General features: G+C 38.6%; 9 protein-coding genes. 7 read left to right on the forward strand and 2 right to left on the reverse strand.

The genetic code is table 11. The features are described from left to right. Positions 1-195, reverse strand: a 195-nt coding sequence (locus VB711_RS06130) for a hypothetical protein (protein WP_323284895.1), incomplete at its 3' end; no start/stop codon positions are given. A gap of 150 nt (positions 196-345) precedes the next feature. Between VB711_RS06130 and VB711_RS06135 the strand changes: the two genes are divergently transcribed. The 4 genes from VB711_RS06135 to VB711_RS06150 all read left to right on the forward strand — a co-directional run bounded on the left by VB711_RS06135 (position 346) and on the right by VB711_RS06150 (position 5,715). Beyond that, on the forward strand, positions 346-2,358 hold the full coding sequence (locus VB711_RS06135; protein WP_323284896.1) for a GspE/PulE family protein: 2,013 nt from the start codon (positions 346-348) through the stop codon (positions 2,356-2,358). 63 nt (positions 2,359-2,421) lie between these two features. Next, the gene (locus tag VB711_RS06140) at positions 2,422-3,543 is read left to right on the forward strand and encodes a type IV pilus twitching motility protein PilT (RefSeq protein WP_323284897.1); all 1,122 of its coding nucleotides are present in this window, start codon (positions 2,422-2,424) and stop codon (positions 3,541-3,543) included. A gap of 216 nt (positions 3,544-3,759) precedes the next feature. Next, complete coding sequence (locus VB711_RS06145) at positions 3,760-4,983, forward strand: type II secretion system F family protein (protein ID WP_323284898.1); 1,224 nt, start codon at positions 3,760-3,762, stop codon at positions 4,981-4,983. A 174-nt stretch (positions 4,984-5,157) separates the two neighbouring features. Beyond that, on the forward strand, positions 5,158-5,715 hold the full coding sequence (locus VB711_RS06150) for a hypothetical protein (protein ID WP_323284899.1): 558 nt from the start codon (positions 5,158-5,160) through the stop codon (positions 5,713-5,715). Between the two features lie 14 nt (positions 5,716-5,729). On the opposite strand, the gene tatC is transcribed toward VB711_RS06150, so the two are convergent. Continuing rightward, entirely contained in the window at positions 5,730-6,482 is a 753-nt protein-coding gene (gene tatC / locus VB711_RS06155; RefSeq protein WP_323284901.1) for a twin-arginine translocase subunit TatC, read from the reverse strand. A 399-nt stretch (positions 6,483-6,881) separates the two neighbouring features. Between tatC and VB711_RS06160 the strand changes: the two genes are divergently transcribed. The 3 genes from VB711_RS06160 (at position 6,882) to VB711_RS06170 (ending at position 13,960) form a co-directional block, all read left to right on the forward strand. Beyond that, positions 6,882-7,094, forward strand: coding sequence for a hypothetical protein (locus tag VB711_RS06160; protein ID WP_323284902.1), 213 nt, complete (start codon positions 6,882-6,884; stop codon positions 7,092-7,094). 453 nt (positions 7,095-7,547) lie between these two features. Next, complete coding sequence (locus tag VB711_RS06165) at positions 7,548-8,885, forward strand: P-loop NTPase fold protein (RefSeq protein ID WP_323284903.1); 1,338 nt, start codon at positions 7,548-7,550, stop codon at positions 8,883-8,885. Further along, positions 8,855-13,960 (forward strand): eIF2A-related protein, encoded by a 5,106-nt coding sequence (locus VB711_RS06170; protein ID WP_323284906.1) that lies wholly within the window; start codon positions 8,855-8,857, stop codon positions 13,958-13,960. Before VB711_RS06165 ends, VB711_RS06170 begins: the two co-directional genes overlap by 31 nt. Positions 13,961-13,967: the final 7 nt, after the last annotated feature.

Raw genomic sequence — 13,967 nt, forward strand, 5'->3', positions numbered from 1 at the left:
GGAAAATTGTTCATCTCCACAGGAAAATCGTTCCCTGTTCCCTGTTCCCTGTTTCTGGTCGGTGAGCGACTTGTACTGAGCGAAGTCGAAGTAAGTCGAGGTAGCGAAGTCGTAAAGCCTAACGGCATAGCTGACGTTTACCGCGGAGCGTGGCGTTAGCCATAGTAAGCCGAACCTCTGTTCCCAATCACCCATCACCCATTACCCATCACCCATTACCCATTACCAATCACCTTCATTAAATTAATACATTATGAATGGAAATTATGTACCAGAGTATGGGAATACTTTAAACAAGAGGTTTCTTTATTGAATTTAAACAAGCGGTTTCCCCAATAATTACTTATGACTTACTCCTCAGCCCAACGTCGCAGCACCGCTCTAACAACGAGAACAGAATTTTCACCCTTTGGGAACAAGCTAGTACAATCTGGCTTTATTAATAGCGAACAGATGAGACAGGCATTGATTGAAAGCCGCAAATCTGGAAAACCCCTGACGGAAATACTGGAATCGGTGACAGGGAAGCAGTTATCACCAGAATTACTCAGGGAATACAAGAAAAATCATCTATTTGAACTGAAAATATTATACGGGGTTGAGTCCCTTGACCCAGAACTGAATGAAATTGGTGGAACAACCGTAGCACAATTAATTGAAACCCTGATTCCAGTTGATGTCTGTCGTCGTCACCGTTTAGTACCATTGTCTAAGCATGAGGAAGCAAAACCCCCTTATGCTTTGGTGGCAATGGTCGATCCTGATAATCTCCAAGCCTCTGATGACTTGAACCGAATTTTACGTCCCCAAGGCTTGGCCTTGAAACGGATGGTAATCACTACAGAAGATTATCAACAACTAATCAACAAATATTTAGATGAGTTCGCTGTTAAGCAAAAACATCTGGAAAAAGAAAAATTTATAGATATTAACCAGGATTTAGAAAACCTGGAAACTATGAGCCTGGAAGATGTCGGTGAGGACATGGAAGCTGACCTGGGTTCAGCAATGAAGGGGGCTGAAGATGCTCCCATCATCAACCTTGTCAACCGGATTCTATTCAAGGCTTTAAGTGAAAAGGTTTCTGATATTCATATTGAACCCCAAGAAGAAAATTTACGCATTCGTTTCCGTAAAGATGGGGTGCTGCGTGAGGCTTTTGATCCCCTACCTAAGAAAATTATTCCCGCCGTCACAGCCCGATTTAAAATCATTGCTAATTTAGATATTGCGGAAAGACGTTTACCTCAAGATGGTCGGATTCGACGATTATTAGATGGACGTAAAATAGACTTCCGGGTGAATACCTTACCGAGTCGCTACGGTGAAAAGGTGGTATTACGGATTTTAGATAACTCCGCGACACAATTGGGGTTAGATAAATTAATTACCAATCCAGAGACTCTAGCGATCGTTTTGGACATGGTGAGTCGTCCCTTTGGTTTGATCTTGGTGACAGGTCCGACTGGTTCTGGGAAAACAACCTCCCTCTATTCAGCGTTATCAGAAAAAAATGATCCGGGAATTAATATTAGTACGGTAGAAGACCCGATTGAGTACAGTTTGCCAGGGATTACTCAGGTACAGGTAATTCGGGAGAAAGGACTGGATTTTGCTACGGCTTTGCGGGCTTTTTTACGTCAGGATCCCGATGTGTTGTTAGTGGGGGAAACAAGGGATAAAGAAACAGCCAAAACAGCGATCGAGGCAGCATTGACAGGACACTTAGTATTAACTACCTTACATACTAACGATGCTCCAGGAGCGATCGCTCGGTTAGGAGAAATGGGTATCGAACCTTTCATGGTTTCCAGTTCCCTCATCGGTGTTCTAGCCCAACGTCTGGTACGACGTGTATGTGGCCAATGTCGCATTGCCTATAATCCCACAACGGAGGAACTAGCTCGCTATGGTCTATCAGCTTCCCAAGAAGGAACTGTAACTTTTTACAAAGCTAACATCTTAAAAGCAGAACAGCTAATAGAAGCTAAAGCCAAAAATCAGGTTTGTTCAGCTTGCGGTGGAGTTGGGTACAAAGGACGTTGTGGTGTCTATGAAGTCATGCGAGTCACCGAAAACCTCCAAACTCTGATTAACAAAGAAGCACCCACAGAACGCATTAAAGAAGTAGCTGTAGAAGAAGGGATGAAAACCCTCCTCGCTTACAGCCTAGACCTAGTACGTCAAGGTGCTACGACTTTAGAAGAAGTAGACCGGGTAACATTTACAGATACCGGTCTAGAAGCTGAATTAAAAGCCAAACGGAAAAGTGGTCTTACCTGTCTGACTTGTAACGCCATATTACAACCAGAATGGTTAGATTGTCCTTACTGTTTAACACCCCGATTTGTCGATTAAATTGAAAATTCAAATTCGGGACTTTTAAATGTTTAAAATAACTAAAACCAAGGAGACAAAACTATGGAAATGATGATCGAAGACTTGATGGAGCAGTTAATTGAAATGGGTGGCTCGGATTTACACCTATCTGCCGGATTACCTCCATATTTTCGGATTAGTGGCAAACTCACCCCCATTGGTGAAGAAAAGCTTACTGCTGAACAATGCCAAAAACTAATTTTTAGTATGCTCAACAACACCCAACGGAAAACCTTAGAACAAACCTGGGAATTAGACTGTTCCTATGGTGTGAAAGGATTAGCCCGTTTCCGGGTCAATGTCTACAAAGAACGTGGTACTTATGCTGCTTGTTTGCGAGCATTAAGTTCTAAAATTCCTAACTTTGATAAATTAGGTTTACCAGATATTGTCAGAGAAATGTCTGAAAAACCCAGAGGGTTAATTCTCGTCACCGGACCCACAGGTTCAGGTAAAACCACAACTTTAGCGGCAATGATTGACTTAATTAACCGCACCAGAGCCGAACATATTTTAACAGTAGAAGACCCTGTAGAATTTGTCTATGAACCAATTAAAAGTCTAGTTCATCAAAGACAATTGGGCGAAGATACAAAAAGTTTTGCCAATGCCTTAAAAGCGGCTCTACGGGAAGATCCAGATATTATTCTGGTAGGGGAAATGCGGGATTTAGAAACAATTTCTTTGGCAATTTCAGCCGCAGAAACAGGACATTTGGTATTTGGCACCCTACACACCAGTTCAGCAGCCCAAACTGTAGACCGGATGATTGACGTTTTCCCCCATGAAAAACAAACCCAAGTGCGAGTACAGTTATCTAACTCTCTAGTAGCGGTTTTTAGTCAAACATTAGTTCCCCGTAAAAATCCCAAACCAGGAGAATTTGGTCGGGTAATGGCACAGGAAATTATGATTATTACACCTGCTATTTCTAACTTGATTCGTGAAGGTAAAACAGCACAAATTTATTCAGCAATTCAAACTGGTGGGAAGTTGGGTATGGTAACACTAGAAAAGGTTTTAGCTGATTTGTACAAAGCTGGAACAATATCTTTTGAAGCAGCAATATCTAAAACTTCTAAACCCGATGAAATTCAGCGTCTGATTGGGGCTGCTGCACCCCAGGGACAAGCAAAAGCAGGTGCGGGTGCTAGAGGGCATTAAGTTTTGATATTTATCCTCATAATTCTCAACATCCTGTGTTCTTGATTGGAGTAATAAGGTTAAGGTGCGTCAGAAACTTAAAATTATTGATTTCAGCCTAAATTATTCTGTCTGACGCACCCTACAGACTACTTTATTGGAGTAATAGCAGCTACCAATTACCAATTACCAATTACCAATCACCAATCACCAATCACCAATTACCAATTACCAATTATGCCAACTTACCTAGCTCGTGTTCGGGATTCCAGAGGAAAATCCCGTATGGAAACATTTATCGCTGATTCTTTAGTAGATGCTCGTACTAATCTCAGAGATCAGGGTTTAGTAGTCCAAGACTTAAAAGAATCTCAAAGCCTAGCTTCCCGCTTTGATTTGCAAAAAATTCAAAATTCCTTTGTCAGTGTTTCTGTTAAAGATAAGGCTGTATTTTCTCGACAGTTCGCTGCTTTGGTGAATGCTGGAGTTGCAATTGTCAGAAGTTTAGGGGTACTTTCTGAACAGTGCAGTAATCCCAAACTTAAAAAAGCTCTAACTGAAATTAGTGGCGATATTCAAAATGGTGTAAACCTTTCAGATGCTATGCGGAAACATCCTCAGTGCTTTGATGGTTTGTATGTCAGTATGGTGCAAGCCGGTGAAGTTGGGGGTGTGTTAGATGAGGTATTAGATCGCCTAGCTAAATTATTAGAAGATGTGGCGCGATTACAAAATCAAATTAAATCAGCCTTGTCTTATCCAGTGGTTGTGGGTTTCTTAGCAACTGCTATTTTTCTAGGAATGACTATTTTTCTAATTCCTGTTTTTGCCGCAATCTTTACCGATTTGGGAACAGAATTGCCGCCTTTGACGCAATTTTTGATGTATTGTAGTGAAATTTTAAGAAGTTGGAGGATTTTGATACTTTTCGGTGTGGTAATCGGTACATTTATTGCTTATAAAGCATACTATAAAACTGCCAATGGCCGTCTAAATATTGATCGCCTTTCTCTAAAAATGCCTTTGTTTGGTGATTTGATTCAAAAATCTTCTGTTGCCCGTTTTAGCCGCACCTTTGGGGCTTTATCCCGTTCTGGCGTACCAATTTTAACTTCTTTAGAAATTGTCCGAGATACTTCAGGAAACCAAATAGTTGCTAACGCCATAGATTCAGCTAGGGCTGATGTTCAACAAGGGGGGATGATTAGTCTGGCTTTGCAAAAACACAAGGTTTTTCCGCCAATGGCTATTCAAATGATTAGTATTGGTGAAGAAACTGGAGAAATAGATGCAATGTTAATGAAAGTTGCAGATTTTTATGAAGATGAAGTAGAACAGGCAGTAAAAGCCCTCACCAGCATTTTAGAACCAATTATGATTGTTGTACTTGGGGGGATGGTAGGGACTATTTTGTTAGCAATGTATTTACCAATGTTTAAGGTATTTGAAACACTGGGTTAACTGCATAGACATCTCCAGAAAACAATGTAGAGACGAGAATCCCTACCCATGGAACGTCTCTACAAAGGTTATAGGAAACGCATATTTAATTTTCACTCGATGTCTAATGATGAAGATTGAGGTTAAATTGAAGATTTCATACTTCATTTTTTTTCTGTCATATTTAATCAAATTATGTTTATGCTAAAATCTCTTTACGAAACTTGTTTGGCAGAGTATAGTAATCATCAAGCAGCGATCGCTCTCCTCAAACAACACCGTCCATACTGGGAAATGATCCCTAGTCTCCGTCGTCCCAGCGAAAGTGTCATCACTTTGACTTTACCTATAGTCCGTATTCGTGACACTGAAACTAAAACTTCTCAAACCATCTGTCTACCCTGTGATGTGTCTATTTTGATGTGCGATCCTGAATGGAAAATCAAAACCGGCGCGGAAATTTTACTGTTTATTCATCGTCCCCACGAAGATTTTTCGGAGTTGTTAGGACGTTGGCGACAAACTCAAGTGTTGTTAGATAATTATTATGAATGGATGATGCACCCCCGCCATAGTCACATTCTCAGTGAGGGTAGTGAAACTATCTATCCCCTGTTTCTTGTTTTTAATGAGTCATCAGAACGGATTCAACGGGGTTTATTTGGCGCTGATTTACCTTTTGTTATTCATGATTTTCTGGAAGCAGAGGTGATGGTTTCTCTCGCAGAGGCGCAGAGTCGCAGAGAGGAATAAGGAGTTTTTTTTGATTATTTACCTGTTAATTTGACTAAACCTACACCGCCAAAGTAAAGTCCCAAAACTGCTCCTGCTAACAGACTTTGCGTGAGGGGGTCGGTGGAAGGGGTGAGTATTGCTCCTAAAATTACTGCTCCCATAATTACAAAACGCCACCCAGTTACCATTTTTTCTGAGGAGACTATTCCTAAGTTACTAAGTAATAGTTGAATGATGGGAATTTGAAAGGCTATCCCAGTGCTAAATAATAGTAACAATGCAAATTCAAAATATTTTTCAATTGACCAAAATTGTTCAACAACATCAGCACCGTAGCTGACAAAAAAGTTTAAGGCGGCGGGAATAAGTAAGCGGTGAGCAAATACTAACCCGGCGAAAAATAACACGCTGGACCCGAAAACGACTGGAGCAACTAATCGGCGTTCACGTCGCGTTAGTCCAGGAAGCACAAACTGGATGATTTGGTAAAGAATAAACGGACTGGCCAGAACTAAACCACTATAACCAGCAACTTTCAAAGAAACAAAAAAGTATTCTCCGGGTGCTAGTTGGATAAATTTTATCCCCTGGGCTGGTATTTCTAATAACTGGATTATGGGTTTAGCAAAAAGAAAACAGCCGACTACACAAACTGCTACAGCAATCAGAGCATAAAAAATCCGCCAGCGTAATTCTTCTAAATGGTCGAAGAAGTCCATTTCTACATCATCTGGTAATTCGTCAAATGGATCTGTTTTTAGGTCTAGGTCGGGGGAAGGTGTCATAAGTCAATTAATTTTAGATTTTAGATTGATTCTACAAAAAAAATCTGGGGTTAATATTTGTTATTTTATTTGTCTGATATGGCTAACGCCACGCTATGCGAACAGGATGTACAGGATTAAAGGATTAACAGGATTAATTTTTTCCCATTTATGGTAAATTTGAGATTTTCTTCCGGTTTGTTGGTGTTTCCTCTGGATAAGTTACCAGGAAGCCATCTTGTTGGCAGTTCCTACTCTAAAAATAGGGTAGAACCGTTAATTTGTAAATTAAGTCTCTGCGGCTACTAGCATTAACTAATTTGACTCAAAATCAACAAATAATGCTCGGTTTCTAAAATCCGGTTCATCAAGATGGCGTTTCCTAAAAGCGTGATCTTTAATTTGAACTGAGGTTTGGTGATGAATAAAACAATTTGTATGGGACTGATGATGTTACCAGTTTATTTCTATAATGCTGGTTTTGGCTTTGCTATTCATAATAGCTGGTTAAGGATGTCAAGTGGGGATATTATTTCTGGTACTGATGCTCAGTTAGGATTATTATCACAGAGGGTTGAGGCCAGAGATGAACAAACAGGAGATTGTCTCAGGTTTGGAACTTGTAAGGACTGATAAATAATGGACAGGAGTCAGGAGTCAGGAGTCAGGAGTCAGGAGTCAGGAGTCAGGAGAAATAGTATGGTGTAGCTTATAGTAGAGAATAAAAGCAAAATGAATGTTTTTTGATGGGTTTAATGTCTATTCCTGAAACTAAGCCCAAAAATCATCCTGTTTATCATTATAATCCTGTAAATCATGATCACGTTTGCCATTATCCGTGTGTGTTGAGAAAAAATATATCTAAAAATTATCCTGAATTAGACAGTTTGAGTTTGTAATTTGAGTAGGATGTAATACAGTAAAGAAAGAATTACCAAAAGTAAATATACTTATTTAGGACTAGATTGAAGACTATTATTCTAATTCTTCCTCCTGACTCCTGACTCCTAGCCCTAACCCAAAGACTTTATTAGCAAGTCCTATTTAGCCTTTGTGATCCTACTTCTTCCGTGAACTCGATTAGTTATGGTTTTAAATTTAGAAAGATTTTATCAGGCTTGTAATCCGAGTAGACCGCTAATGATTGGAAATGCGGCTGACCGGTTGTATTATATTGATTTTGCTTCGGTGCGTGGTGGTAAAATTATTGAGGCTTTGCAGCGCACTATTAGTAAAATATCACCGAATACGCCAACTTGTCAGCTATTTACAGGTTATTTGGGTTGTGGTAAATCAACGGAGTTACTGCGGCTAAAGGCGGAGTTGGAGGAGCAACAATTTCAGGTAGTATATTTTGAGTCTACCCGTGTGCTGGAAATGGCGGATGTGGATGTGACTGATGTGCTGTTAGCGATCGCTGGCCAGGTGAGTGAAACTCTCGAAGGGATGAAGATCCGCATTAAGCCTAATTATTTTACCAAATTATTTAACGAAGTGGTGGATTTTCTCCAAACTCCGATAGAATTGGGGGTAGAGGCGGAGTTATCGGTGGGAATTGCTAAAATTACGGCGAAAACGAAAGAAAGTCCTCAGTTACGGCGACGGTTGCGGGATTATTTAGAACCACGAACAGAAAATATTTTACAGTCTATTAATCAAGAACTGCTAGAAAAGGCGAATACTGAACTCAAAGCTAGGGGTAGCAAGGGTTTAGTTGTGATTGTCGATAATTTAGACCGGGTAGCAATTCGGCCTTTACCATCAGGGCGATCGCTGCCAGAATATTTATTTATAGATAGAGGTGAGCAATTACGCAAATTAAATTGTCATGTTGTATATACTATTCCTTTGGCTCTGACTTTCTCTAATGATAGCGCCGAACTACAACATCGTTTAGGGGGTGGCGTTGCACCGAAGGTTTTACCAATGATTCCTGTGTATTTACGCAGTGGAGAGGTATTCACAACTGGTTTGGAATTGATGCGCCAAATGGTATTGGCTAGAGCCTTCCCCGACATTTTACCAGATGATCGGTTAAGCTTAATTACAGAGGTATTTGATAATTTAGAAACCTTAGATCGCTTATGTTTGATCAGTGGTGGTCATGTGCGCGACCTATTGGGATTACTATTTGATTGTCTGAGGGAACAAGATCCTCCCTTTGACCGGGAATGTGTGGAGTTGGTAATTCAAAGACAACGAGATTACCGCGCTAACGCTATTGACCCCCACGAATGGGAGTTAATTTTTCAGGTTGTACAAGAGCAAAAAGTCAGAGGAGATATCGAATATCATACATTATTGCGGAGTTTGTTTGTCTTTGAATATCGCGATCGTCAAGGCGCTTGGTTTGCTGTTAATCCGGTATTAGCTGAAACTCAGAAATTTAAATCATGGTTGAAAGACTCTCAACAGAAGATATAACCGCCGCCAATGAACGTGCTTTGAGAAGTTTAGGAAGAGCAATTTGTCTTTCTAGCGGACAATTTTCTGTAGTTTTAGTCTGTTGTAACTATGGTGTTTTGCGTGAATCAATTCTCCAACAACTGACAGAAAAAGGTTTGGTATCTGACCAAGTTGAAAAACTTATTTTACCCCATAACGCCAGAACTTTATATAGTACCATCCATTTGCCAAAATCACAAAATCAACTCGCAGGTTTAATGATTTTCGGGTTAGAATCAGTCGATGAAATTGATGATCTTCTCAGTTCTATTAATCAAATTCGCGATGAATTTCGTAAACGCCATACATTCCCGATGGTTTTATGGGTGAATGATGAAATATTACAAAAATTTGTAAAATTAGCCCCAGATTTTGCTAGTTGGGCGGCTACACCTATTCGCTTTGAAATGACTTCTCAGGCGTTGCTGGAATTTTTGCAACAGGAAACAGATGGATTATTTGCGAAGGCTTTACGTGGAGAAAATACTTCAAATAATCAAATCAATAATCATAATTGTACTGTAGAACAAGTTTGGATTAAAAGCTATGAACTTCATGTAGCAATTAAAGAATTACAAGAACGGGGAATTAATTTAGAACCAGAGTTAAATGCTAGTTTACAATTTGTTTTTGGTCTGGATGATTATGTTAGCGATCGCATTCATCCAGCCTTATCTCATTTTCGCCAAAGTTTGCTATTTTGGCAACAAGCAGGAGATCAGGAACGGGGAGGAAATTGGGATCTAGGAAGAATTTTAGAATGGGAAAATACCGCCCCATCACCTCAACTTCCTATTAATTCATTATCTCATCTTTTAAAACAAGGAATTTTATTACTTTATATAGGTCTTTGTTATTGTCGTTTAGCTGAAAAAAATAAAACCACTAATTTTCAATATTGGGATGCTGCTAAAACAAATTTTCAGCAATGTTTACAAACTTTTCAAAGTGCTAAACGCATAGATTTAGTAGCAGAAGTGATTGGACAATTGGCTGAAGTTTTACAATGTATAGAAGATTGGACAGAATTGCAAGTTGTCGCTCAAAAATCTTTAGAATTACATCAAAATTATGGAAATCAAATTCAATTAGCTTGTGATTATGGTTTTTTAGCCCAAGTAGCTGTTAATGAATCACGGTGGATGCAAGCGACTATTTTAGCTCATTTTGCATTATTAAAATTAGGGGAAGCCCAAAAACAAATTGAATCTTACGATTGCTTATTTCCCCTATTGTTAGCACAAATTTATTATTTAACTTTAGCCAAAGCTCAACAGAAATTAGGTGAACAAAAGGTAGCACAGGAATATCTTGATCAAGCTACAAAGGAACTTTCTATATCTTTAGAAAACAGTCAACACCAATATGATGCCCATCGTTATATTCGCCTATTGCGGACATTGCGATCGCTCTATTTTGAAGCAGGTTGTTATTTAGAGGCTTACATAATCCGTCAGAAACGCCGTTCTGTTGAGCAGCAATACGGGTTTCGGGCTTTTATCGGGGCGGGACGCTTACAACCCCAAAGACAAGCCACCAACCCCGCTTTAATGTCTGCATCAGGCAATAGCAGCATTGCTTTAGAAATTGCCGCTTCTGGTCGGGAAGGTGATATTAATAACTTAATTGGCAGAATTGGCCGTGCTGACCAAAAGTTGACCGTAATTCATGGTCAATCTGGTGTGGGTAAGAGTTCCACCGTTACCGCCGGCTTAGTTCCAGCTTTGCAAAATCGCGCCATTGGTGATCAAATTGCCGTCCCTGTGGTGCTACAAATTTATACAGATTGGGTGCGGGAATTAGGTAAATCTTTAACAGAGGCGATGTCTCAACATGAAAAAGTTGCCATTGAATTAGGAAATCTTCCCTGTATTGCAACACCAATTACCATTGAAGACATTTGGCAACAATTACGAAAAAATGCAGATAATCATTTAATTACAGTTTTAATTTTTGACCAATTTGAGGAATTTTTCTTTGGTTATACCGACCGTAATCAAAAACAACAATTCGATAAATTTATTAGTGATTGTTTAAATATATCTTTTGTGAAAGTTATTTTATCTTTACGAGAAGATTATTTACACCGATTATTGGATTTTAAACATCTTTCGGCGTTAGAAGCGATTAATCATAACATTCTTGATAAAAATATTCGTTACCAATTAAATAATTTTAGCCCAGAATATGCTAAAGTAATTATACAGAAATTAACAGAGCGATCGCAATTAAATTTAGAACCTAATTTAATAGATGCCCTAGTTGCCGATTTATCCGCCGAATTAGGAGAAGTTCGTCCAATTGAATTACAAGTAGTAGGGGCGCAATTGCAAGATGAACACATTACTACTCTAGCTCAATATCAGCCTCATAGACCGAATAAACTAATTGAAAGATATCTAAAAGAACTAATTAAAGACTGTGGACCTGATAATGAAAGGGCAGCTTTAATCGTTTTATACTTATTAACTGATGACAGCAACCAACGACCATTTAAAACTCGTGCTGAATTAGCAACAGAGTTAGCAGAATTAGAAGAATCGAATAAATTAGAATTAGTTTTAGATATCCTAGTTTTATCTGGTTTAGTCGTTCTATTTCCTGACGCACCAGAACGCTATCAACTGATACATGATTATTTAGTAGACTTAATTCGCTACTTACAACAACAGGAATCAAGCTTACAAGCACAACTCAATCAATTACGTTATAAAGTCGAAAATAGCCACAAAGAAATTGAACGTCTCAAAAGAGAACTCAGACAAAATAAACAGCAAGCTACATTAGTAGATACTCAACATCAACAGGGCGTGGACTTACTAAAAGAATTACGAGAATTACGGAAGCGAGAAGAACAAAGTCAGTTAGAAATGGAATATCTGCGTGCAGAATTAAAGGAAAAAGAATTAACTGCACAGCTTGTAGAAAGCCAGGAAAAACAAAGATTAAGTGAAATTAGATTAAATCAAACTTTAAAAGCTGCCCTTACTGCTTCTGTGGTTGCTATATTGGGTTTAAGTGTTTCTGTAATCACGGCTATAAATAGCGAAATTAAAACTCTTAGTGCATCTAGTGAAGCTTTATTTGCATCCCAAAAAGGAATTGATGCACTTAAAGACAGTTTAAAAGCCGGCAGAAAATTACAACAAACTGTTTGGGTAGATGCTAATACTAAAGAACAGGTGCTTACAGCTTTATATCAAGTAGTTTATGGAGTCAAAGAACGTAATCGTTTAGAAGGTCATTTATCTGGAGTTAATAGCGTCATTTTTAGCCCAGATAAATCTTTAATTGTTTCAGCTAGTGCAGATAACACAATTAAAATTTGGCGAAATAGTGGTGAATTAATCAAAACTTTAATTGGTCATATAGGGGTAGTTAATAGTGTCAGCTTTAGTCAAGATAGTTTATTAATTGTTTCTGCAAGTCAAGATAAAACTGTCAAACTCTGGAGTCGGAATGGTAAATTATTAAATACTTTTCTTGGACATGGTGGGGTAGTAAATACTGTTAGTTTTAGTCCAGATAATCAAGTTATTGCTTCGGGAAGTATTGACAAAACCATTAAATTATGGAATCAAGAAGGTAAGTTATTAAAAACTTTATCAGGTCATAGTAGTGCAGTTTTGGGTGTAGCTTGGTCGCCAAATGGCAAAATTATTGCTTCAGTGAGTGCTGATAATAATATTAAACTGTGGAATCGGGAAGGTAAACTATTAAGAACTTTAATAGGACACGAAGACGCAGTTAAAAGTGTAGCTTGGTCGCCAAATGGTGAAATTATTGCTTCTGCTAGTTTAGATAAAACTCTTAAATTATGGAATCGAGAAGGTAAATTATTAAAGACTTTATCAGGTCACACTTCTGGCGTAACTGGTGTTAGTTTTAGTCATAATGGTCAAACAATTGCTTCTTCTAGTACCGACGAAACCATTAAACTGTGGAGTGTAGAAGGTAAGTTGTTAGGAACTCTTAGAGGACACAATAATTGGGTTAATAGTGTTAATTTTAGTCCAGATAATCGCACCTTAGCTTCTGCTGGTCGGGATAAAATGATTAAACTTTGGCGTTGGGATGATGTGCTGCTGCGAAATCCTAAATCTGATACTGATTGGGTGACAAGTATTAGCTTTAGTCCAGATGGTAAAATTTTGGCGGCTGGGAGTCGGGACAAAACCGTAAAAATTTGGAGTCGGGAAGGTAAATTAATCAAAACATTTTCCGGTCATCTTGGTCAAGTTTGGGGTGTGGCTTGGTCGCCAAATGGTGAAATTATTGCTTCTGCAAGTAAGGATAGTAAAATTAAACTTTGGAGTCGTGAAGGTAAGTTATTAAAAACTTTGAATGGTCATAAAGATACGGTTTTGGCTGTAGATTGGTCGCCTAATGGTGAAATTATTGCTTCTGCAAGTAAGGATAGTAAAGTTAAACTTTGGAGTCGGGAGGGTAAGTTATTAAAAACCTTGGATGGTCATAAAGATGCGGTTAATTGGGTGAGTTTTAGTCACGATGGTCAGTTTTTAGCGTCAGCGAGTGATGACACGATGGTGAAGATTTGGAAAATAGAAAAACGACCCATTGATAGTCAATTTGTGAATGATTTAACTGGTCATACTCGACGGGTAAATGGTGTCGCTTGGTCGTCCGATAATCAGACTCTTGCTTCTGTGAGTATTGATAGTACGGTGAAACTTTGGAGTCGCAACGGACAGTTACAGAAAACACTGTCAGGAGATGGTGATAATTTTATTAGTGTTAGTTTTAATCCAGTTGATCAAACTATTGCTGTGAGTAGTGAAGATAAGATGCGGTTGTGGAGTCAGGACGGATCTTTATTAATGGCTTTGAAGGGTGATAAAGAAGAATTAACAAGTGTTAGTTTTAGTCCAGATGGTAAGATTTTAGCGGCTGGTAGTGGTAATGGAACAGTTATTTTACGCAATATTTCTAAGTTAGAATTAGAAAGTTTACTTAGCAATAGTTGTGATTTATTGAAGGATTATTTACAGTATAATTCTAGGGTGACAAAGAGCGATCGCTCTTTATGCAATTAATGATTAT

It is taken from the genome of Cronbergia sp. UHCC 0137 (assembly GCF_034932285.1).
GTDB lineage: Bacteria > Cyanobacteriota > Cyanobacteriia > Cyanobacteriales > Nostocaceae > Cronbergia.

Excerpts from the sequence above, each read along its gene's own strand:
- VB711_RS06140 (WP_323284897.1), top strand. The coding sequence starts at position 2,422 with ATGGAAATGATGATCGAAGACTTGATGGAGCAGTTAATTGAAATGGGT.
- VB711_RS06145 (WP_323284898.1), top strand. The coding sequence starts at position 3,760 with ATGCCAACTTACCTAGCTCGTGTTCGGGATTCCAGAGGAAAATCCCGT.
- tatC (WP_323284901.1), bottom strand. The coding sequence starts at position 6,482 with ATGACACCTTCCCCCGACCTAGACCTAAAAACAGATCCATTTGACGAA.
- VB711_RS06165 (WP_323284903.1), top strand. The coding sequence starts at position 7,548 with ATGGTTTTAAATTTAGAAAGATTTTATCAGGCTTGTAATCCGAGTAGA.
- VB711_RS06135 (WP_323284896.1), top strand. The coding sequence starts at position 346 with ATGACTTACTCCTCAGCCCAACGTCGCAGCACCGCTCTAACAACGAGA.
- VB711_RS06170 (WP_323284906.1), top strand. The coding sequence starts at position 8,855 with ATGGTTGAAAGACTCTCAACAGAAGATATAACCGCCGCCAATGAACGT.
- VB711_RS06160 (WP_323284902.1), top strand. The coding sequence starts at position 6,882 with ATGAATAAAACAATTTGTATGGGACTGATGATGTTACCAGTTTATTTC.
- VB711_RS06150 (WP_323284899.1), top strand. The coding sequence starts at position 5,158 with ATGTTTATGCTAAAATCTCTTTACGAAACTTGTTTGGCAGAGTATAGT.